Here is a 21,228-nt window from a genome sequence, read left to right as displayed (position 1 = left end):
AGTTACTCTCCCCGCGGATCGCCGGACTGGTTTTTCTTCTGCTGACGACCCAGTTCACGGACAGCCATCACACTGACACCCGCCACCAGCCCGACCACACCGCCGAGCAGCCCGATAGCGCCGCCCGATACCGAACCGCCCTCTTTCAGATTCACATCCGGTTTTTCAGAACGCGGGGTCTGGTTCTGTACGCCCGCAAGCTGATGAATGCCTTTATGAAAGCCGACACCGGCCTCATTACAGCCGTAACACGGATGCCCGATAGCCACCGGCCACACGCCGCCGACATCACAGAACTGCAGAGTGGAGCAGTTACCGTGCGTTTCAGGTCCTTTGCAGCCGAGGTGATAGAGACACCAGCCTTCGCGGTGACCGTGGTCGCCGAACGCTTTGGCAAAACGTCCGGCGTCAAAGTGAGCGCGGCGCTCGCAGTGTTCGTGGATCAGACGACCATAAGCAAACAGCGGCCGGTTTTTATCATCCAGTCCCGGGGCTTTGCCGTAAGTGATGATGTGAGCAACCGTTGCCAGAAAGTTATGCGGGTTAGGCGGGCAGCCCGGAATATTAATCACCGTTTTGCCGGGCAGAACCGCTTCCAGTGATGCCGCGCCGGTCGGGTTATCACCGGCGGCAGCCACCCCGCCCCAGGCGGCACAGGAGCCGATGGCAATAATCGCGGCAGCCCCCTCCGCCGCACGGCGGATATGATCGGCAATCGGCTCACCGGCAATCATGCAGTAAATACCGTCATCCTTCAGCGGTACAGAGCCGTCCACCACCAGCACATATTTACCTTTGTATTTCTCAATCGCATTGTGCTTGTTGGCTTCCGCCTGATGACCGAATGCCGCTGAGAGTACCTCGTGGTACTCCAGCGAAATCATATCAAGGATGAGATTTTCGATGGTCGGGTGCGTCGCCCGGAGCAGGGACTCAGTGCAACCGGTACACTCCTGTGCAGATATCCAGATGACGGGGGGACAATCCTTACGGCTGACGGACGCCGCGATTTCGGCAGATGCATTTGCACTGAGACCCATGGTAGCCGCTAAGGCCGCACAGAGTTTCAGAAAGCGTCGCCGGTCAATACCCTCAGAAGTGATATCCGAAGTAATAAAGGTATTATCTTCGATCATTCTCTCTATTCCGTTGTGTTAATTTAATATTAATATAATCCGCTTATTATTAAATTACTGAGACACGGAACATAATCAATAAACAAAAAAATAAAATCAGAAATATTATTTTACAGATAATGAGAATTTTTTCTATTTTTAACATTTAATCTATTTATCGGTTTTATTAATACATATCAATTTAAAATATAACGTACCGGCGACCCGCAATAAGAATGGTGGAGTTTTTCACTGCCGACAGGAAAAAAGACAGCATTTACCGGATGCATTTCACCGGTTCATCAGATGCAACCCGGGGTGTTTTCAGAATTAACTGAACCCGGTGAAATAATACATTTCGGACAACTGCGGATGTTTAAAATAAAAATGAAATACATTCTCATTCGGTATAATTTAATCGGTTAAGCACAAATAAATAACAAATTAAATAAATTACATCTGATTCATTTACCGGTGAATATCAATTAATACAATATGGCCTTTGGTTGTTTTTGATTTAAATCAATTAATGTTGAATTTTTCATTATTCTTACGATCTGCATTAAATTGAACAAATCAGATATTAACACCACAAATAAGTGTAAATACAGATAATGTCACCATAAAAAAGCAACAAGATGTTTATTATTATAATATTGTTATCTGTTTATACTTAGCTGATTATTTATATTCTGTTTATTATTCATTTTAATAGTGATCATCACCTGAAATAATCATTTTACTTTCATCCTTTCTGATCTTTTTTGTGCAAAAAATCAGCATTACAGACATTATTAAATTTCCCTAAATTCCCTGCATTGACTGATCTTAACTAAAATCCTAGGATCTTATTACTCTCTTTACGCCCCCGAAAAAAAATATTTTTCTTTTAGTTATTAATTAAATAACACAAATTTTCACGTGTTTTTAAAAAACCACCACGGGCAAAAAAATGAAAATGAATAAACTTTCCTTTCTGATACTTTCCGCAATGGGGATGTCGTACGCCTCTGCCGGTTATGCTGTGATACCTGAACCAATTCCTGAATTTTCCTTCAGTGATGAATCCAAACGTATTGATAGTATTAAAAATAGCGGCAGCTATAGCAATGCGGATGCTGATGTGCAGGCGGATGTCAGTGCAGGCAAAGGATTTACGGTAAAAGGTTATAAATACCTGACCGGAATAGATCTCAATTACTCTGTAGCAAAAAAACCGAATGTCAGATTTCAGGATGATACCCACCTGATCGGCACGACCATCGGGCACTCAACGACCCACCTGGGCGATTCATTCAGAGCAACCCCTTTTGATAACAGCAGCGTTATCGGTATTACCCTGAAAGGGATTGATGCGGGCCATGTCGCTAACCTGCAAATGTATAACGGCACCACATCTTACAACACCACCGTGGATGCCTTCGGTGTGATGGAGTTACGCACCGCATCTGACACCAAACAGCGGGTATCGGCTTATAATACCCGTGTAAATAAAGACGGTAAGCTGACTGTCGGCTATAACGCCTATGCTGAAAATAATCTGATTGACGGCGGCGAGCTGTACATTCCTGTCAGTAATCCGGATGCAGACACCCGGAGTACCCTTATTCAGAATGGCGGTACCTATACACAGGATAGTGGTACAGCCACCAATAACTATATTACCGGCGCAGGAAGCTATCACGCGGTGTCCGGGCTGGCACTGAATAACTATATCTATGACGGCGGCTATCAGTCGGTTTATGTTAATGACCGTACCGGTGCCAAAAACACCACGATTTATGCAGGCGGCACACAGCGGGTGCGCTCCGGGACGGTTGAGGATACCGTGATATACGGTCAGCAGCTGGTGACAAACCATGACGGTGACTGGAAAGACGGCCGGTGGGTTGAGAACAGTGATCCTGATGCAAAATGGGGTAATGATCCGACGGCTATTCATACACAAGTCATGGCAGGCGGTGTTCAGAATGTCGGACTGAACGGCAAAGCCTCCGATACCACGATTTATAAAGGCGGCCTTCAGCTTGTCGGCAAATATGCGGAAGCGGCCACTACCCTGGTTGACGGCGGAATCCAGCATGTTCTGGCTTACGGCGGCACAGAAGGTACCACTATCCGCAACGGCGGACAAACCATCCTCGATTACGGTGCTTACGCCTTCTATAACCTGGATGTGGAAGACGGCTCTCTGGTGATGGAAGGCGGGGATCAGCATCCGTGGCTCAGCAACTTCGGCAAAGGATCGTATGCTCAGAATGTGAATCTGACCGGTGATAATGCGTATCTCTATATCCGCCATAACGGTGATACCGGTGAATCCGTTGTCACTGTCGATAACCTGGTGAACAATGGTGTCGCCGTCTTTGGTGAACCGGGCAGCAGCAATACCGGGCGCAACAGTCAGCTCAACATCAAAGAACTCTCCGGTAACGGCCTGTTTGTGATGAATACCAGCCTCGCGGACGGCAGCGGGGATTTCCTTAGTGTCTCGGATAAAACAGACGGTAAGTTTGGTGTCCGTGTGATGGATTCCGGTAAAGCACTGGTCAGTAACACCTCCGACCCGGATCGCTATCATCTGATCCACGCCGCCGGCAGTCAGAACGATACATTTACTATGACCAACAAGAGTGTGGATCTCGGGGCGTATAAATATTATCTGGTGCAGGATAAAGATTCATCGGATGAATGGTATCTGTCACCTACCAAAGAGACTCCGCCGGTTGATCCTGTGGATCCGGTTGACCCTGTGGATCCGGAACCTGAACGACCGGATCTCTCTGAGCCGGGTAAAACCGCAATGATGATTGCCAACGCCCTGCCGCAAATCTGGCGGAGCGAACTGAGCACACTGCGCGCCCGTCTCGGCGAACTGCGCAATAACCCGCAGGTGAATCTCGGTGTCTGGTCGAAAGTCACCGGCGGACGCCACAACATCAGTAATAATGAAGTCGCCTACCGTCATGACATCAGCGGGATTGTCGCCGGTGGTGACAAAATGACGGAGCTGGAAAACGGCTATCTCTGGAGCGGCGTTGTTGCCGGGTATTCTCACTCCTCTCTGAAAATGGATAAAAACGACGGTACCATTAACAGTTACAGCCTCGGCGTTTACACCACCTGGCAGCATAAATCCGGTATCTATGTGGACGGTGTGGTGAAAGCCAACCATTTCCGCAGTGATTATGATGCGCAGTTTAATGACGGCAAAACCTCCGCCAACAGTAACACCAACGGTATCGGCTTCTCTGTTGAAACCGGTAAGTACTTCGAAAAAGAGAATTACTTTATCGAACCGTATGCCATGGTTGCCGCCTTCCGCGGCCAGGGCGCGGATTACCGCTACAGTAATGAGATGAGTATCAAAGCCGATGCCGCCCGCTCGTTCAGCGGTGAGCTGGGTGCCACCTTCGGGAAAAATTTTGTGCTGGAAAACGGCACACAAATCAAACCGTATATCCGCGTGGCCGTGAACCATGAGTTCCTGAAAAACGGCGATGTGGAACTGAATAAACAAGGGAAGCGAACCAATGATATGTCCGGCACCACCGGGAAATACGGCATTGGTGTTGATGCAAAACTGAATGATAACTGGGCTGTCTACGGCGAATTCAACTACGCCAACGGCAGTAAACAGGAAACGCCGTACAGCGGTTTCCTGGGTGTGAACTACCGGTTCTGATTGTCCGTAAAGCAAAACGGCCTGCGAACATGCAGGCCGTTTTTTTGTCTGTTATTAACTGATCAGACCGTGTACCAGAATCACGCCGATACAGATCGGTCCCACATAACGCCAGACCAGTAATAAACTCTGACGCTTCAGTCCGGTGATATTTTCCGGGATCAGCGCATTCGCTTTACGTGACCAGCCGAAAATCAGGCAGACGGCAATACCGAACAGCGGCATCAGGATATTGGATGTCAGATAATCAAGAACATCAAAAATTGTTTTCCCGCCTAAGGTCACATCACTTAACGGCCCGAAAGATAATGACACCGGGATCCCCATCAGCATAATCGATGCTGTCACCACCAGACCCGCTCTGCGGCGTGTCCACTGAAAACGCGTCTGAACATACGCCACAATGTGTTCCAGCAGTGAGATTGCGGATGTCAGTGCCGCCATCAGCAACAGGACAAAGAATGTCACCGCCAGCACAGAACCGCCCGGCAGATGGGCAAAATACACCGGCATGGTCATAAAGGTCAGACCCGGACCGGCATTCGCCTCCAGGCCTGCTGCTGATAATGCCGGGAAAATCATCAGTCCGGCCAGCACACACACCATGCAGGAGAGGATCACTACCCACATGCTGGAGTTGGCAATGCTTTTGTTATCAGATAAATACGCGCTGTATGTAATGTGGATCCCCAGCCCGATAGAAAGAGAGAAGAAGGCCAGCCCCAGTGCATCCAGTACGCCTTTGCCGGTCAGTTTGCTGAAATCCGGGTACAGGAACAGTTTCAGTCCGGCGGATGAGCCGGGTAAGCTTATCCCGACGATAATCAGCACGATCATAATAATAAACAGTAACGGCATCATCACTTTCACGGATTTTTCCAGCCCGCGCTGCACCCCGGCCAGCACCACAAAGCAGGTCATGCCGGCAAATACCAGGTGGGCGATCACCGGCCACCACGGGTTACTGATAAAGCGGGTGAAAATGCCGGTCAGCTGACTGCTGTCGGTAATGTTCAGCTCACCGGCGGCGGCCATCACGGTGTAACCGATAGTCCAGCCGCCGACCACGCTGTAGAAGCTGTAAATACACCACGAGCTGAATACGCCGATCACCCCGATCCACGCCCAGTGGCGTCCCATCATTTTTTTGAAGGCGTTGACGGCTTCGCTGCGGGTGCTGCTGCCGAGGATATTTTCAGCCAGTAATACCGCAAGACCGATAACAAAACTGAATAAGAGGAAAACCACCAGGAAGGCACCACCGCCGTTATTGGCGGCAACATACGAAAATTTCCAGATAGCACCGATGCCGATGGCCGACCCGGCAGCGGCTAAAATATGACCAAAACGGGATGTCCATTGCTGACTCATACGGCCTCCTGCGGTGTCATCTGAGAGACAGAAGCGGCGGCAGAACAACAGACCGATCGTGAAGCTGCGCTGATAATAATCCTTGCGGTAAAACCTGACATCATAGGAACTCTCCCTAAAAAAAACAGTTCCACCAGCAGGTTTACACGCACAAAAAAGCCACCTTGCTGGTGGCTTATGAAGAAAAACAGATAAACGAAGCCACCTAACTGAGTAGTAGGTTTAGGCTTAGCTGACGGTTCATCATGCAGTTCATCGGTTTACTCTTCTCTGAAAATCGTTAATTTTGCTTCACAGACAGTGCCGTTATATGACACTGCCGTGATGCTCTTTTTCTGTTATACCATAAACAGAAAAGAAAAAAACACCCTTTTTTATTCTGCGCTCATGGTTTTCAGCATTTCAGTAAACGCGTCGATGTGATGACGCTGCGTCACCGGATTCATAAAGACCGCTTTTTCCCCCGGAATATAGGCAAACCGGTTATGCTCCGCATAAGCCGAGCAGGCGATAGAATCCACCCAGTTGGTAAACAGTCCCGCTTTGCCGCGTTTCAGGAACAGTTCACGGTGCCAGCGACTGTTGCGCACCATCATGTCATAGGCCGTTTTATCTCCGGCACAGGTCAGCTCATGCGCAAACATTGCCTGCGGATCATTGACCAGTTTCGGTGAATAGAGACGGAAACCGACACTCGGCCCCTGATTTTCCGGTGCCATCACACAAGCATTCCCCAGCGATAACAGCTGATTGCGCATATAGTTCGCATTTTGCAGACAGTGCGCAATGATGGTCTGATAGCCTTCAGCACCCAGGTAATGCAATCCGGCATACGCGCCGAACACGCTGACACCGCTGCGGCTGCACTCAATGGTGGATTGCAGGTGAGTCTGCCCTTCCAGCGCATGCTCAAAATAGGTGAAGTTCTCCGGGTCATTTTCCAGTGCTTTAAAATCATCACCGTCACGTACCATCACCAGACTGGAGGTATACGGCACATAACCCCATTTATGAAAGTCGATAGTGATGGAATCCGCATATTTCAGCTGTTTAAATTTCGCCACATTGTGACGCAGACCAGCCAGGGTGGCGTCGTTAATCGCCAGCGGGTTGGTATTAAAATCATAATCAATAAAGAAAATAATCGGCCAGCCGACCGCCGCATCCACGTGAATATGCGGTTTTTCGGTCATTTCAAATTCTTCACACAGACGGTTGCGCAGATCATAAACCTGTTTGATCTCATCCACACCAAAGGTATCGGTTGTTCCTGCGGTCAGTAAAATGACCGGAATCTTACAGTGGACGGTATAGCAGGCACGGATTTGCTGTTCCAGATCCGCCAGGTCGATGGTGTTATCTGACGTGACCCGGATACGGATTGTTTTATTGGTGATATCCACACCTAACAGGGACAGGTTAGTCATATTGGAGTAGTGACCGCCCTGTGAGTTGATGATACGGAAATCCTGATCAACCGACATTCCTAGGTGTTTTGACTGCTTCAGCGATTTACGGATCCCGAACAGATAACCGTACAGGTTGCACATGGTTCCGCCCTGGGTGAACAGACCGGACGCTTTATCTGCATCATAGCCAATCAGATTAGCCACTTTACGGATAACGGTTTTTTCCATGTTATCCGCCACGCCGGAGTACTCGCAGTACACCATGTTCGGATTACCCAGTAATCCCAGCATGGAGCCGTAAACGGCCGGGTCTGACGGCATGGCAATCACGTTTTCCACGGCCAGCGGGTTTTCCCAGTTTTTGCACAGCGCGGAGGCAAACACCAGTAAATCATCCTGCCCTTCTCCCGGGCGGATCACGTTCTGACGGACATGTGACTCACCCGCCAGCTGAGCAAACAGCGCTTTCCCCTGCGGATAGCGGTTGATCTGCTGCACATCCGCGTCAGTGGTCTGACGGAATTGTGTAATTGCCCGAATTTGCGGATGATTAAAAATCGGCCATTTGCCGGGATCCCGGCTGAAAAAATCACTGATGACATTTTGATACTTAACGTCGAAATCTTTATTTAACGCATTCGCGGACGCGAGCGTGATAAGTTCTGACTGATTCACAATGAGCTCCAAAATAATAAATTACACTAAGGTAATGTCATTACTTTGCGCCAAATTCATTGCATTTTAAATGATAGCCTAACTATAAATCACAGTGATTAAATAAAAATAAATAAAACAAAATCAATTAAATAGATAAAATACCCCACCTTTTTAGCGATTAAATTTTTTTGAGAAATGACGAAGAGATCACAAATTTATAATCCATAAAATAAGAAAAAATAAGATTTTAAATTTACATAATAAGACATTTACTGGTTTTTTATTCTGAATGAGACCAATAAAAACAAAATATTAACAATACCATCTCAATGATTGGTGATGTATTGTTTAATTTTCATTATCATTCATTTTCTGCCGTGATTTTTCTTCTGCTGAAAAATCACGGTTATTTTGCTTCTTTTTCCGTTTTCCGTCGCTATTCACTTCTCCCGCCAGATAAAATACTGCCGGATAATAAAAATACCCTGAATATAGCTAATGAATGCTGATAAACGATTTTCTGTCCGTGGCATGAAATACATAATTAAAAAATTGATTTTAAATGAAAATATTATTTTTACATAATTAACCGGCTATTATTACGCCGGTTGTTGTGGTTTTGTAACCACTGGTTTTTTCCCTGAAACCCTTATAATTCGCTAAGCCCGGGTCCGGTAATAAGCTTTCTTTAATTTTTATCTTTATTCTGCCGTTAAAATGGATGAATTGTTTCATTGTGTAATAATTTCATTTATCAAAGGCACTACTATGTCCGGCCTCCAGCTGTTCAAACAACTCATTACCAAAGAATTTTGCCCCGGTATACACTGGGATTCCGCCCGTAACCGCTTTAAATTTGCGGCTCGCAGCCTGTTTATGCCGCTGTCTACTATGAAATACCTGTCCGGTCTGACAGATACCGCCTGCTGTGATGCGATCCTGAAAAAGCAGCCGCTGCTGCCGACCAAATTACAGCGTCCGTATCTGAGTATTAATTTTCACCGGAAAAATAAGTCTGCGGCTATCTGTGACCATTACCGGATCACCAAAGCCGTTCTGCCGCCGGAAGTATTCAGCCAAATCTACAGTAACGAGCGTTTTTATCTCTGCCCGGTTGAGGGGAAAGAGGGTCTTTGCCACCTCTGGCTGGATGTGCAGGATGCGTTTAACAAAGAGGGTGAACTGACGCTGGAGATGCGGGATGATGCCGGAGAGATTCTGGCCCGCAGTGCCTTCACGCTGCTGAACCTGAACGAAAAACGGACGCTGTTTATCGGCGCACTCCAGGGCGGGGTCAGCGAACAGGCGCACCATGCTATCCGCGCGGCGACCAAAAACTGCCACGGTGTATTTCCCAAACGTATTCTCACGGAAGTCATCTGCCTTATCGCTTCACTGTTTCAGTGCCGGCAGATTATTGCGTCCAGTAATGAAACGCATATTTACCGCAGCCGCCGTTACCGCCATAAAAAACTGACACAATGGGTGGCCGATTATAATACTTTCTGGGAATCTGTCGGGGGCACCGCCAACCCGCAGCAGGAATATATACTTCCGCTGACCCTGCCGCGTAAACCGGCGGAGGAAATAGCCAGTAAAAAACGTGCCGAATACCGCCGCCGTTATCAGTTACTGGATACTGTGGCACAGGCCGTGTGTGAACGCCTGCAACTGCCGCCGGCGGAAAATAAAACAGCTGTTCAACATAACGTTATTTAAGAAAAATCCTTCATTTACAGCAGGTTTGACCGGTAATTGACATTTCATTACAGAACGTATTGATTTTCCGTAAAATATAATCTGCAAAAGGCTGAATTTAATCTTAATATTGTTTCAGGGCGGCGGGAAAAATTCACTGTCTCCGCTACGCCTAATTTGCTAAAGTGGCCGGATTTACCAGCGTATATATCAGGGGTTCCGGCCATATCCGCAGAAATGCCCCATAACATAAAATAAGTTTACTTCAGATCCGGGAATAATTGATGGAAACAATGCAGCAACTTTTTTTTGCCCTCTGGCATCAGGACTATGAAACCCTGTCAAATCCGTCCCTGTTGTGGGCGATTTACATTATGCTGTTTGCCATTCTCTTCCTGGAAAACGGCCTGCTTCCCGCTGCATTTTTACCCGGCGACAGCCTGCTGATTCTTGTCGGTGTTCTGATCGCCAAAGATACGCTCGATTTCCCGACAACCCTGATAGTTCTCACCGCCGGCGCCAGTCTCGGTTGCTGGGTAGGCTATTTACAGGGGCGCTGGCTCAGTAATACCCGGATTGTGAAAGGCTGGCTGTCTCATCTGCCCCCGCATTACCATCAGCGGGCACACAATTTATTCCACCGTCACGGCCTGGCGGCACTGTTAGTCGGTCGTTTCCTGGCGTTTATCCGTACCCTGCTGCCGATGCTGGCCGGGATCGCCGGTCTGAATTCACGCCGTTTTCAGTTTTTCAACTGGCTGAGCGGCTTCCTGTGGGTCGGCATTTTAACCACCCTCGGTTACGGCCTCGGTATCAGCCCGATTTTCCGCAAGTATGAGCATCATCTGATGAATATCCTGATGCTGATCCCGGTGGTGCTGCTGGTCTTTGGTCTGATCGCCAGCCTGTGGGTGGTGTGGAAACGCAGGCGGACAAAGCCGTCTGACGACACGCACGCGCAGTAAATCAACAGACTATTTTTCCGGCCGGTGCAATTACAGCAGCCGGCCGGGATACATTATCTCCCCGTCCGCCATTTCAGCGTCATTTCGTCTGAATTATCCCGGTATCCCCCGTAATGTGCAGAACGATGCCGGAAAATAAACTATAATTTACCTTTAATTGCAGATAAAAAGCGGTTATTTTGAATCTGCTACGGTATAACCACCACGAGGAGTTCCTATGTCACATCATACAAATGAAGAGTTACGCGCTGAACTGAAATCATTGGCTGACACCCTGGAATCTGTGCTGAGTACGGCAGAAAGCAAATCCAAGGAAGAAGTGGATTCGCTGAAGAAAAAAGCACAGGCCGCACTGGAAAAATCCCGTACCCGCCTGGCGGAAGGAAAAGAGCAGGTTGTGCAGCAGACAAAAGAGATCGCCGGCAAGGCCGATAATTATGTCCGCGAAAATCCGTGGACCGGTGTCGGTATCGGTGCCGCTGTCGGTGTGGTGTTAGGCGTTTTACTGGCCCGCCGCTGAGTTATGACCGATCAGGAGCGTCCGCAGGGGCCCGGCAAAGGGCTCCTTGATACACTGACACGTATCGCCACCATTGTGATCAGCATGGCTGAGACCCGGCTCCGGCTTGTCGCCACGGAGCTGGAAGAAGAGAAATCCAGCCTGATCCAGCTGATTTTACTGGCCGGTGCCGCTCTGTTGCTGACGGCATTCGGGCTGATGAGCCTGATGATTCTGGTTATGTGGGCGGTCGATCCTGTCTACCGCCTGACCGCAATGATTATCATGACATCGGTTCTTCTCGGCGGGGCGCTGATTTTTGCCCTGTGTGCCGTCCGTAAAGCCCGCCGTTCATCCTTACTGGGCGCGACCCGCGAACAGCTGGCTATCGACCGGCAACTTCTGGAAAGAAAAAAGCAGGAGCCGGATCATGAATAAGCATCAGCGTGCTGAACGCGCCCGCAAAAAACAGGCACTGATTGACACGATCGCTGCCCAGCGCAGCGATCTGTCACAGGCCACGGATCAGTGGCTGAAAAAAACCGAGCCATTCGATCGCACCTGGCAAACATTATCACAACTGCGTCCGCTGGTTGTGGCGGGTGTCAGCCTGTTTTCCGTCTTTGCTGTCCGCCACCCGAAAAAACTCGTCCGCTGGGGGCAACGCGCCCTGGGACTGTGGGGTGTCTTCCGCACACTACAGAACAGTTTACCCCGCAATAAACAGCACTGATATATTCCCCCGCATTCAAAATTTTTGAATTTGTTTATTAAGAATTCTTGCTAACAATCCTTCTCATTCGCACTTACTATTATCCCAACGAAACGGATTGGCACATCGTGCCATTTAAACAAAATAATATGTGACACAGTCCTCATATTTACTATTCAGTATTGTTGAGCTAATAAGGATCTCACAATGAACAACTACGCTATTTTAGTCGCCCGTATCATGATGCCTGTCTTATTTATTGTGGCCGGATACGGCAAATTAGGGGATGCTTATGCAGGTACTCAGCAATATATGCAGGCAATGGGTGTTCCGGGGGCATTACTGCCGTTAACTATTCTGCTTGAACTGGGCGGCGGGCTGGCCATCCTGTTTGGTTTCTTAACCCGCACAACCGCGATTTTCACCTTTGCTTTTACTGTGCTGACCGCCCTGCTGTTCCACAGCAATTTTGCGGAAGGTGCCAACCAGTTAATGTTTATGAAAAACTTTACCATTGCAGGCGGTTATTTACTGCTGGCGGTAACCGGACCGGGTAAATTCAGTATCGATTATTTACTGAAAAAGAAATGGTAATCACATTCAGGTAAAGCCACACAGCAATATAATAATAATATTATGAAACATCCGTGCCGGCGGATGTTTCTGTTTTTTTTATATGACCATCGCGGGTAAAGAATGTCAGATCGGATAACGGTTTATTAAACAAATATTCATAATTCAGTGTTGCCATACGAATATCCGAAAATCCGGCTTCCTGATAGGCAATACACGGGTATAAGCCATACCAGTTATCTTTATCCATCAGCTCGTTCCAGACAACATCAATACTGTGCGATTCATTCGGTTCATCGCCTGCAGTAATCCGGCAAACAGACTCACTAAAGGCCTGATACAGTGTCTCCGCATAACCCCGGTTCACAATATAGGCATTTGTACAATGTGAATATTTCAGTTTCAGTGAATACCACTCCGGTTCATGCTCATAGGCATTATAATAATTTCCGCCCAGTAACGCGACATCCCAGTCTTTTTCCCGCAAAGCCGATAAAAAAACATTCGCCTGCCGGATATGCTCATCATCATCATAAAAATTGTTATCATCCTCGACGACCAATACCGGCCCCCAGTCATTGTCGATAATCATCTTCATCACTGCGGCATGAGAAAGCGCACATCCCAGAAACCCCGGACTTTTCGCGATCGCCTCAAAACAGACAATTTTATGGTGCGGAATTTCAATATTTGCCAGTGCTTCCAGAATATCGAATTTGCGATCCGGTCGTGATGTAAGATTGATATAAATAACCTTCTCAAAAAAATCATGATCAAATGCAAAATCCGCATCCGACATAAACCGCTTCAGATCCACATTGCCCCCTGCACATTCATTGATGAAATATTTCTGCTATGATCGCTGGTATCCGGTAAAGGCTAACGGATAAATAGTTACCGTCAATTGCTGTTGTTCTTATTATTGATGAACGCGTTTCCGGGAAGATGCCGCAACAAACCGCCGGTACGCAAAAAAATGCCCGCCCTGCATAACAGGGCGGGCATACTGATGCGGTTCAGTCATATAAAAATTTATTTTCCGCTGAACAATTTCGGAATTTCCCGCAGACACCATGCTTTAGCCTCACCCATGCTGTCACGGCGCCACGCCATAATCACATTGGTTTCGTGGCTGTATTCGGAACCGATCACTTTCAGGCGACCTTCCTGAATATCTTTTTCCACCAGCGGGTACGGCATACTCGCCACCCCCAGCCCGGCAAGCAGAGCCCGGCGTTTATCATCAATAGAACTGACCGTCAGACGCTGTTGTTTGTCCAGCAGTAACACCGTCAGCACCGGCCGTTCACGGGCAGTATCCGCCACCGCAATTCCCCGGTATTTCACCCGGGTGGTATCGGATAACGGCTCCGGCTCTTTATGGATAGGGTGATCCGGTGCTGCCACGTACACATTCACCACGGAATAGAGCGGGCGGGAGTTGATTTCAGAGGAGGTGCGGAAATGCATATCCGGCGCAATCACGATATCGGCGCGCCCGGTTTCCAGCCGCTCCCAGGCCCCGGCAAGCACTTCGGTCGCCAGGGTCAGCTGAGTGGTGGATTTCTGTGCCAGTTTGTCCACCAGCGGGAACAGCGAGGCTGCCGGGATCAACGCCTCACAGACAATGGTCAGATGCGGCTCCCAGCCTCTTGCCAGGGCTTCCGCATCACTGGTCAGTTTATCCGCTGCCTCCAGCAGCAGGCGACCGCGTTCCAGCAGCATCCGCCCGACATTGGTGAATTTTGTCCGGTGACCCGAGCGGTCAAACAGAACAACATCCAGCTCTTCTTCCAGTTTCTGCATGGTATAGCTCAGGGCAGATGGTACACGCCCCAGTTCTTCTGCCGCCGCCGCAAAACTTCCCCGGCGGTCGATGGCATCCATCACGCGCAATGATTCCAGCGTTAACGCTTTGTCTTTACTCATCATTATCTCAGTCAGAAATTTTGAATGTCGCCACCAGATTAACTGGCTAACAATTCAGCGTCCAGCCCTTTATTATTTCACTATGTTGAATAACAGGCAGACCATTATGATTATACACAGAACCGCCGGACAGGCCGGGTCCGCCGACTATGGCTGGTTACAGGCAAAATATGCCTTCTCTTTCGGACACTATTTTGACCCCGGATTTATGGGGTACGGTCCGCTGAAAGCACTGAATCAGGAGATACTGGCACCCGGAGCCGGTTTCCAGCCAAAATCCTATCCCGATGTGGATATTGTAAACCTGATCCTCAGAGGGAAGCACGATATTCGTGATAATGACGGGCTGTATCTGGAGAGCAGACAGGATGAGTGTCTGTTTTTCTCACCGCGCAAGGATACCAGTTACACCGAAACCAATCCCTGTCAGGCGTCCCCGCTGACCCGGATTCAGATCTGGCTGAAAGCCGCACGCGGCAGCCTGCGCGGCAGTTCACAAAAACTGATGCTGACACAGCAACCGGTACAACTGATTGCCTCACCGGACGGTGAAAACGGCAGTCTTGATCTACAGCAGGGTGTGCGGATTTCCCATATTCTGCTCCCTGCCGGTGAATCCCTGACACTGCCGCTGTACGGCAAACGGGCATTTTATCAGTCAGTTCACGGCACCGTGACGGCGGATGACGGGCAAAAACAGGGGATAATTGAGTGTGGTGACGGTGCGTTTATACAGGACAGCCGGGAAGTGATCTTTCAGGCGAAAACGCCCTGCCGGGCATTGCTGATTGATATTCTTACCTGATACACGGCCCTGAAATGAAACAACCCCGCGTCAGACGCGGGGTTGTGATAGTGAGGAGTCAGCCGTTAAGCCGGGTTCTGTCGTGGACAATCATTCCTCTGGGCCAGCACTCACGCACTGGCTCAAGCAGCCTACCCGGGTTCAGTGCGGGCCGCACCCTGTGAACCCCTATTTGGCCTTGCTCCGGGTGGAGTTTACCGTGCCACGGACTGTTACCAGCCGCGCGGTGCGCTCTTACCGCACCCTTTCACCCTTACCTGTGCCCTTGCGGGCCATCGGCGGTTTGCTCTCTGTTGCACTGGTCGTAGGCTCGCGCCTCCCAGACGTTATCTGGCACCCTGCCCTGCGGAGCCCGGACTTTCCTCCCCTTTACCCGTCTCCCGAAGGGACAACGATAAAGCAGCGATTGCCTGGCTGACTCCGCTGCGGATTATAAGCAGCTTTCCCGCGGATGTACAGAATAACTCCGCGACGAAAGAGCGGATGGCGGGAAATGCATCACTCCGCAGCGGAATTCCCCTCCAGGGTGTAACGGTAAAGGGCATTTTTCTTCACACCGTACAGCTCTGCCACCACGGCAGCCGCTTTTTTCGGCGGCAGTTCTTTCTGTACAATCGCCAGCGCACGCAAAATTTCCGGGCTGAATTCCTCATCCTGAACCGGTTTCGCCCCTTCCGCAATCAGCACCATCTCCCCCTTGCGGCGGTTTTCGTCTTCCAGAACCCAGGCCAGCAGTTCCCCGACCGGTTTTCCCTGAATAGACTCCCAGGTTTTGGTCAGCTCCCGCGCCAGTACCACATAGCGGTCTTCCCCCCAGACGGTGACCATATCAGCCAGTGTGTCCAGAATACGGTGGGTGGATTCATAAAAAATCAGCGTGCGCGGTTCATCGGCCAGTGCCCGCAATGTGTCCTGACGGCTCTTGGTTTTGGCGGGCAGAAACCCTTCGTAACAAAATCGATCAGACGGCAGACCGGCAGCACTCAGCGCGGTGACAGCGGCACAGGCGCCTGGCAGCGGGATCACAGTAAGCCCCGCATCACGGGCGTGGCGGACCAGATGATAACCGGGATCGTTAATTAAAGGTGTACCTGCATCGGACACTAATGCGATACTGACCCCGGACTGTAATTTGGTAATTAATTGATCTGCTTTATACTGTTCATTATGATCATGCAGCGCAAACAACCGGTTATTAATACCGAAGTGAGAAAGTAATAAGCCGGTATGCCGGGTATCTTCCGCTGCAATCAGATCGACATTCGTGAGCACCTCAAGCGCGCGTGCCGTGATGTCCTTCAGATTACCGATCGGTGTCGGCACAACATAAAGTGTCGCTGCCGCAACCACGGCTTGATTAGGTTGATTCATTGTTTCGTCCAGATGATCACATTAGAATTGAGCTTTCAGAAAACTATAACCGGGTACAGTATGTTTTCCTTAACTTTATCGCGTTACCGCAGGCAATTACTTTGTACCGCACTCTTTTCCACACTGGTTCTCTCAGGGTGTACACCCGATAACCAGCATGCGGGTACTACCGGCAAAGGCCAGCCGGAAACATTGGTTCAGCAATATCAGAAGGTTATTGACGCTGCGGCCGGAAAACCGTCCGTTGATGCTATCCGTGCCTATATCGCGCAGGAGCCGCTGCTTTCTGATCCGGATGCACATCAGCAGAATATTGATGAAACCTGGCTGATGCTAACACGTTTTACCCCGGATGAGCGCAATAACATTCAGGTTAACGCGGATGAAAGTGTATTACAGGGCTGGATTGACCTGCTTTTTCTGTATCAGAACAACCAGCAGGATCTGAAAGCGCTTTCCGCTGCACTCGGTGACTGGCAAATCCGCTACCCGGATAACCCGGCCGCCAAATCCCTGCCGCAGGATCTTATCCAGATACTGAGCAGCACCTACGGTCAGACCGGTAACAATGCCCGTGTCGCCCTGTTCCTGCCGCTGAGCGGTCAGGCGAAACTGATGGGTGATGCTATCCGTCAGGGCTTTACCGATGCACAAAACGGGACGGTATACAGTACCGGTTACCGCGCTGCTGAAATGCCGGCTGCACAGCCGGTCAGCACAGAGCCGGTACCGGCGCAGACCACACTCAGCCCGGCGGATCCGGATAAAAACATCACCACCCCGGACGAAGCAAACGGCGCACCGACTAATGACAGCACCGCAGACGGCGCAACGGCTGCAAGCCCGGTATCTGCCCCGCAGGCACTGCCGTACAGCGGCGAATCCCGCACAGTGACTGATGTAAAAATCTATGATACCGACAGCCAGCCGCTGGCAACCCTGCTGGCACAGGCACAGGCTGACGGAATGGATCTGATCGTCGGGCCGTTGCTCAAAGGGGATGTTGCCACGCTGGCGGCAGCAAACACCCCGCTGAACATTCTGGCGCTCAATGAATTAGATACACCAATCGCCCGTCCTAATGTCTGCTATTTCTCGCTCTCACCGGAAGATGAAGCCCGCAACGCGGCGCAGTTTATCCTTCAGGATAATAAAACCGCGCCGCTGGTGCTGACACCGGATAACAGCTTCGGCCGCCGGATCGCACAAAGCTTTGCCGATGAGTGGCAGAAAAACGGCGGTGGTGTGGTACTGCACCAGACCTTCTCCGGCAATCCGGGCAGCGCGCTTTCACTGACCGGTGTCCCGGTGCAGCCGTCCTCATCAGCAGTAGCGCAGCCGGAAGACACGGTGGTACAGCCGCAGCCTGTCAGCGGCGGCGTGGACTCGGTCTATATTATCGCCACCTCTGATCAGCTGATTTACATCAAACCGGCACTGGAATTTGCCACCAGCGCGCGCGGACGCCCGGCGTTTTATGCCAGCTCCCGCAGCAATAAAGCCGGAACCGGTAAAGATTTTCAGTTTGAGATGGAAGGGCTGAAACTGACGGATATTCCGCTGATTGCGGGTAGTAACCCGCAGTTACTGAATCAGGCAGCCGGGAAATTCGGCAACGACTATACCCGTGTCCGCCTCTATGCAATGGGTATGGATGCATGGCGCCTGGCGAATCAGTTCGGTGATATGCAGCGTCATACTCTGCGCATGAATGGTGCCAGCGGAGATATCACTGTCACTGATAACTGCACCGTTTACCGCCACCTGCCGTGGCTGGTCTTTAAGCAGGGTAATCTTGCCCCGCTGGATGCTGTAAACTAGTCTTTATCTGAATTTTACAGGTGACAGGATGTCACCTTTATCTTGCCGGTATACAGGATATTGCTGATATACAGGGAGCGTATTTATGCTTACATGGCTGACAGGCCGTCGTCATGAACTGTTTGCCCGCCGCTGGCTGGAACGGCAGGGACTGACATTTGTTGCACAGAATGTCCGTTTCCGCCGGGGCGAAATTGATTTGATTATGCGGGACAGCGGCACCTGGGTGTTTACCGAGGTCCGCTACCGCCGCAATGCGCACTATGGCGGAGCAGCCGCCAGTGTCACAAAAACCAAGCAGCGCCGCTTACTTTATGCCGCTTCCTGCTGGTTATCTCAGCAACAGCTGAGTATGCTGACCTGTGACTGCCGTTTTGACATTTGCGCGATAACCGGTGACCATATTGACTGGCTGAAAAATGCCTTTGGTCACGCCGATTTTTGTTAATGTCGTCATCCGTTGCTGATAGCAGGACTTATACGTGTTAGACAGAATTAAACAGTGTTTTACTGAAAGTATTCAGACGCAGATTGCAGCCGCAGAAGCCCTGCCGGATGCCATTTCACGGGCAGCCCTTATGATGGTTCAGTCGCTGCTGAACGGCAATAAAATCCTCTGCTGCGGTAACGGCGGTTCGGCGGCGACAGCTTCACGCTTCGCCACCAGTATGATCCACCGGTTTGAAACCGAGCGCCCGAGCCTGCCCGCACTGGCACTGAATACCGATAATGTGGTGATGACCGCGATCGCCGCCAACCGGCAGCAGGATGAAATTTATGCCAAGCAGGTCCGTGCCATCGGTCAGACCGGTGATGTGCTGCTGGCAATATCCACACACGGTAACAGCCGCAATATCATCAAAGCGGTTGAGGCAGCGGTGACCCGTGATATGACGATCGTCGCCCTGACCGGCTACGATGGCGGGGAGCTGGCGGGTCTGCTGGGTCCGCGTGATGCGGAAATCCGCGTACCTTCACAGCACAGTGTCCGCATACAGGAAGTGCATATGCTGACGGTGAATTGTTTATGTGATTTAATCGACAATACCCTTTTCCCCCACCAGGAAGACTAAGGAGATATTATGAGAATTGTGCCCGTGGCAGCATTAATCTGCAGCGCGTTACTGTTACAGGGATGTATCGGCGCAGCACTTGTCGGATCGGCAGCTGTGGCGACCAAAGCCGCCACAGATCCCCGCTCTGTCGGCACACAGGTCGATGACGGCACACTGGAAGCCCGTGTCAGCGGCCAGCTCAATAAAGATAAAGATATCAAACAGCAGCGGATTATTCCGGTGGCTTATCAGGGGAAAGTTCTGCTGATTGGTCAGGCAAACGATCTCTCCCTCGCCCGGCGGGCAAAAGAGATTGCCGCCAAGGTGGACGGCACCGAACTGGTGTATAACGAAGTTCGTCAGGGAGAGCCTATTGATTTGGGGACCGCCTCCAAAGATGCCTGGATCACAACAAAAGTCCGCTCCAAACTGCTGACCAGTGATGCGGTAAAATCCGCCAATATCAAAGTGATCACTGAAAACGGTGAGATTTTCCTGTTAGGGGTGGTTACCCGTCAGGAAGGGGCGGCGGCTGCAAAAGTGGCCAGTGAAACGGATGGCGCGAAAAAAGTCACCACCGCCTTTACCTGGCTGAATTAATTCCGTCCGCTTTCAGAAACCGATAAGAAACCTGACTTAATGTCAGGTTTTTTTATACCTGTACCGGGCACCGGCTTTTTGTCCCCCCGCCCGAAAACAGATAAAGTGCAGGATATATCAGTAAATAACAAATAATAAGAACATTATACCGAAACAGTCTGAACCGCAGCGACTATCATAATTATTTAGGATTTCTGCAAAAAATAAATCCGTAAGATAAATTCATTATACCGTGGTTAATTGTCAGCCAGATTATTTTTCTTCAGGAACCCGGTTCCGCCCAGTAACTGCATCTGATGCAATATCCACTGCTGGCGCTGACGAAGATACGCAGAAGGTTTATCCGCATGCAAACGGTGCGGATTTGGCAGTACGGCTGCCAGTAATGCGGCCTCAGCAGCAGTCAGGTTTTTCGCGCTTTTACCGAAAAAATGCTGCGCCGCCGCTTCCGCACCAAAAATACCCGGCCCGAACTCTGCGATATTGAGATACACCGTCAGGATCCGTGACTTTGACCAGACCAGCTCAATACCGGGTGTCAGCAGCGTTTCCAGCCCTTTTCGTACCCAGCTGCGCCCATCCCACAGAAACAGGTTCTTGACCGTCTGCTGGCTCAGTGTGGATGCACCGCGTGCAGCCCCGCCTTTCTTACCGCGTTTTGACAGTACATCAGAGATAGCGCCGAAATCAAAACCGTAGTGGTGCGGGAAATTCTGATCCTCAGACGCAATCACCGCCAGCTTCAGCTGCGGGGAAATAGCGTCTTCGCCCGCCCATGTGCTGCGGGCGACATAAGAAAAATTGAATGTTGACCATGCCGACAGCTGCCTTTCCAGCATCACCATGGAGTAAGGAACCGGGAGGAATGCGAATAAAATTATCATTGTTACCCATAACAACATAACAAAAACAACTATTTTCCGCAGAAACCGCAATATCCTCCCCATCATTTTCCTCATCCTT

At 50.1% G+C, this 21,228-nt stretch carries 19 protein-coding genes and 1 other RNA gene; 12 read left to right on the top strand and 8 right to left on the bottom strand.

Translation table 11 applies throughout. The annotated features are described in order from the left end of the window. Positions 1-2 precede the first annotated feature (2 nt). Positions 3-1,136, bottom strand: coding sequence for a hydrogenase 2 small subunit (hybO, locus tag N7387_RS06385; protein WP_279797843.1), 1,134 nt, complete (start codon positions 1,134-1,136; stop codon positions 3-5). Between the two features lie 931 nt (positions 1,137-2,067). Here hybO and N7387_RS06380 point away from each other — a divergent pair. Beyond that, on the top strand, positions 2,068-4,800 hold the full coding sequence (locus tag N7387_RS06380; protein ID WP_279797842.1) for an autotransporter outer membrane beta-barrel domain-containing protein: 2,733 nt from the start codon (positions 2,068-2,070) through the stop codon (positions 4,798-4,800). 54 nt (positions 4,801-4,854) lie between these two features. On the opposite strand, the gene N7387_RS06375 is transcribed toward N7387_RS06380, so the two are convergent. Next, on the bottom strand, positions 4,855-6,171 hold the full coding sequence (locus tag N7387_RS06375) for a sodium-dependent transporter (RefSeq protein ID WP_262861700.1): 1,317 nt from the start codon (positions 6,169-6,171) through the stop codon (positions 4,855-4,857). Positions 6,172-6,545: 374 nt separating this feature from the next. Continuing rightward, positions 6,546-8,255 (bottom strand): pyridoxal-dependent decarboxylase, encoded by a 1,710-nt coding sequence (locus N7387_RS06370; RefSeq protein ID WP_279797841.1) that lies wholly within the window; start codon positions 8,253-8,255, stop codon positions 6,546-6,548. Between the two features lie 750 nt (positions 8,256-9,005). Here N7387_RS06370 and N7387_RS06365 point away from each other — a divergent pair. The 6 genes from N7387_RS06365 to N7387_RS06340 all read left to right on the top strand — a co-directional run bounded on the left by N7387_RS06365 (position 9,006) and on the right by N7387_RS06340 (position 12,705). Beyond that, positions 9,006-9,956: a VirK/YbjX family protein gene (locus N7387_RS06365; RefSeq protein WP_274369690.1), complete on the top strand. Its 951-nt coding sequence runs from the start codon at positions 9,006-9,008 to the stop codon at positions 9,954-9,956. Positions 9,957-10,219: 263 nt separating this feature from the next. Next, positions 10,220-10,900 (top strand): DedA family protein, encoded by a 681-nt coding sequence (locus tag N7387_RS06360; protein WP_279797839.1) that lies wholly within the window; start codon positions 10,220-10,222, stop codon positions 10,898-10,900. 217 nt (positions 10,901-11,117) lie between these two features. Next, a complete protein-coding gene (locus N7387_RS06355; RefSeq protein WP_262860987.1) occupies positions 11,118-11,420 on the top strand; it encodes a YqjD family protein in 303 nt (100 codons plus the stop codon). A 3-nt stretch (positions 11,421-11,423) separates the two neighbouring features. Next, positions 11,424-11,837 carry a phage holin family protein gene (locus N7387_RS06350; RefSeq protein ID WP_262860988.1) on the top strand — a complete coding sequence of 138 codons (414 nt, stop codon included), beginning with the start codon at positions 11,424-11,426 and terminating at the stop codon, positions 11,835-11,837. Further along, positions 11,830-12,132, top strand: coding sequence for a YqjK-like family protein (locus tag N7387_RS06345; protein WP_262860989.1), 303 nt, complete (start codon positions 11,830-11,832; stop codon positions 12,130-12,132). Before N7387_RS06350 ends, N7387_RS06345 begins: the two co-directional genes overlap by 8 nt. Before the next feature lie 186 nt (positions 12,133-12,318). Continuing rightward, positions 12,319-12,705: a DoxX family protein gene (locus tag N7387_RS06340; protein WP_045138543.1), complete on the top strand. Its 387-nt coding sequence runs from the start codon at positions 12,319-12,321 to the stop codon at positions 12,703-12,705. 40 nt (positions 12,706-12,745) lie between these two features. On the opposite strand, the gene N7387_RS06335 is transcribed toward N7387_RS06340, so the two are convergent. Next, positions 12,746-13,501 (bottom strand): glycosyltransferase family 25 protein, encoded by a 756-nt coding sequence (locus tag N7387_RS06335; RefSeq protein ID WP_262860990.1) that lies wholly within the window; start codon positions 13,499-13,501, stop codon positions 12,746-12,748. Positions 13,502-13,716: 215 nt separating this feature from the next. Continuing rightward, on the bottom strand, positions 13,717-14,613 hold the full coding sequence (locus tag N7387_RS06330; RefSeq protein ID WP_262882038.1) for a LysR family transcriptional regulator: 897 nt from the start codon (positions 14,611-14,613) through the stop codon (positions 13,717-13,719). A gap of 106 nt (positions 14,614-14,719) precedes the next feature. On the opposite strand from N7387_RS06330, the gene N7387_RS06325 reads away from it, so the two are divergent. Then, the gene (locus N7387_RS06325; RefSeq protein WP_279797832.1) at positions 14,720-15,418 is read left to right on the top strand and encodes a pirin family protein; all 699 of its coding nucleotides are present in this window, start codon (positions 14,720-14,722) and stop codon (positions 15,416-15,418) included. 50 nt (positions 15,419-15,468) lie between these two features. Here the strand turns inward: N7387_RS06325 and rnpB are convergent. Both rnpB and rsmI read right to left on the bottom strand, forming a co-directional pair. Then, positions 15,469-15,840, bottom strand: an RNA gene (rnpB, locus tag N7387_RS06320) — RNase P RNA component class A. 76 nt (positions 15,841-15,916) lie between these two features. Continuing rightward, positions 15,917-16,789, bottom strand: coding sequence for a 16S rRNA (cytidine(1402)-2'-O)-methyltransferase (gene rsmI, locus N7387_RS06315; protein WP_279797829.1), 873 nt, complete (start codon positions 16,787-16,789; stop codon positions 15,917-15,919). A 60-nt stretch (positions 16,790-16,849) separates the two neighbouring features. On the opposite strand from rsmI, the gene N7387_RS06310 reads away from it, so the two are divergent. The 4 genes from N7387_RS06310 (at position 16,850) to dolP (ending at position 20,265) form a co-directional block, all read left to right on the top strand. Continuing rightward, positions 16,850-18,610, top strand: a complete 1,761-nt coding sequence (locus tag N7387_RS06310; protein ID WP_279797826.1) for a penicillin-binding protein activator — start codon at positions 16,850-16,852, stop codon at positions 18,608-18,610. 85 nt (positions 18,611-18,695) lie between these two features. Then, on the top strand, positions 18,696-19,058 hold the full coding sequence (locus tag N7387_RS06305; RefSeq protein ID WP_025151813.1) for a YraN family protein: 363 nt from the start codon (positions 18,696-18,698) through the stop codon (positions 19,056-19,058). A gap of 34 nt (positions 19,059-19,092) precedes the next feature. Beyond that, positions 19,093-19,683 carry a DnaA initiator-associating protein DiaA gene (gene diaA / locus N7387_RS06300; protein ID WP_025151814.1) on the top strand — a complete coding sequence of 197 codons (591 nt, stop codon included), beginning with the start codon at positions 19,093-19,095 and terminating at the stop codon, positions 19,681-19,683. Between the two features lie 9 nt (positions 19,684-19,692). Continuing rightward, complete coding sequence (gene dolP / locus N7387_RS06295; protein WP_279797822.1) at positions 19,693-20,265, top strand: division/outer membrane stress-associated lipid-binding lipoprotein; 573 nt, start codon at positions 19,693-19,695, stop codon at positions 20,263-20,265. Between the two features lie 236 nt (positions 20,266-20,501). Here the strand turns inward: dolP and mtgA are convergent, their stop codons facing one another. After that, positions 20,502-21,224, bottom strand: a complete 723-nt coding sequence (gene mtgA, locus N7387_RS06290) for a monofunctional biosynthetic peptidoglycan transglycosylase (RefSeq protein WP_279797821.1) — start codon at positions 21,222-21,224, stop codon at positions 20,502-20,504. Between the last annotated feature and the right edge of the window lie 4 nt (positions 21,225-21,228).

Origin of the sequence: Morganella sp. GD04133, assembly GCF_029835375.1 — a bacterium.
In the GTDB taxonomy this organism is placed as follows: Bacteria; Pseudomonadota; Gammaproteobacteria; order Enterobacterales; family Enterobacteriaceae; genus Morganella; species Morganella morganii_B.
The sequence above is the reverse complement of the archived record's forward strand: the minus strand, read 5'-3'. Positions and strand labels throughout refer to the sequence as shown.

Coding starts and splice junctions, on each gene's coding strand:
- hybO (WP_279797843.1), bottom strand. CDS start 1,136: ATGATCGAAGATAATACCTTTATTACTTCGGATATCACTTCTGAGGGT.
- N7387_RS06380 (WP_279797842.1), top strand. CDS start 2,068: ATGAAAATGAATAAACTTTCCTTTCTGATACTTTCCGCAATGGGGATG.
- N7387_RS06375 (WP_262861700.1), bottom strand. CDS start 6,171: ATGAGTCAGCAATGGACATCCCGTTTTGGTCATATTTTAGCCGCTGCC.
- N7387_RS06365 (WP_274369690.1), top strand. CDS start 9,006: ATGTCCGGCCTCCAGCTGTTCAAACAACTCATTACCAAAGAATTTTGC.
- N7387_RS06360 (WP_279797839.1), top strand. CDS start 10,220: ATGGAAACAATGCAGCAACTTTTTTTTGCCCTCTGGCATCAGGACTAT.
- N7387_RS06355 (WP_262860987.1), top strand. CDS start 11,118: ATGTCACATCATACAAATGAAGAGTTACGCGCTGAACTGAAATCATTG.
- N7387_RS06350 (WP_262860988.1), top strand. CDS start 11,424: ATGACCGATCAGGAGCGTCCGCAGGGGCCCGGCAAAGGGCTCCTTGAT.
- N7387_RS06345 (WP_262860989.1), top strand. CDS start 11,830: ATGAATAAGCATCAGCGTGCTGAACGCGCCCGCAAAAAACAGGCACTG.
- N7387_RS06340 (WP_045138543.1), top strand. CDS start 12,319: ATGAACAACTACGCTATTTTAGTCGCCCGTATCATGATGCCTGTCTTA.
- N7387_RS06330 (WP_262882038.1), bottom strand. CDS start 14,613: ATGAGTAAAGACAAAGCGTTAACGCTGGAATCATTGCGCGTGATGGAT.
- N7387_RS06325 (WP_279797832.1), top strand. CDS start 14,720: ATGATTATACACAGAACCGCCGGACAGGCCGGGTCCGCCGACTATGGC.
- rsmI (WP_279797829.1), bottom strand. CDS start 16,789: ATGAATCAACCTAATCAAGCCGTGGTTGCGGCAGCGACACTTTATGTT.
- N7387_RS06310 (WP_279797826.1), top strand. CDS start 16,850: ATGTTTTCCTTAACTTTATCGCGTTACCGCAGGCAATTACTTTGTACC.
- N7387_RS06305 (WP_025151813.1), top strand. CDS start 18,696: ATGCTTACATGGCTGACAGGCCGTCGTCATGAACTGTTTGCCCGCCGC.
- dolP (WP_279797822.1), top strand. CDS start 19,693: ATGAGAATTGTGCCCGTGGCAGCATTAATCTGCAGCGCGTTACTGTTA.
- mtgA (WP_279797821.1), bottom strand. CDS start 21,224: ATGAGGAAAATGATGGGGAGGATATTGCGGTTTCTGCGGAAAATAGTT.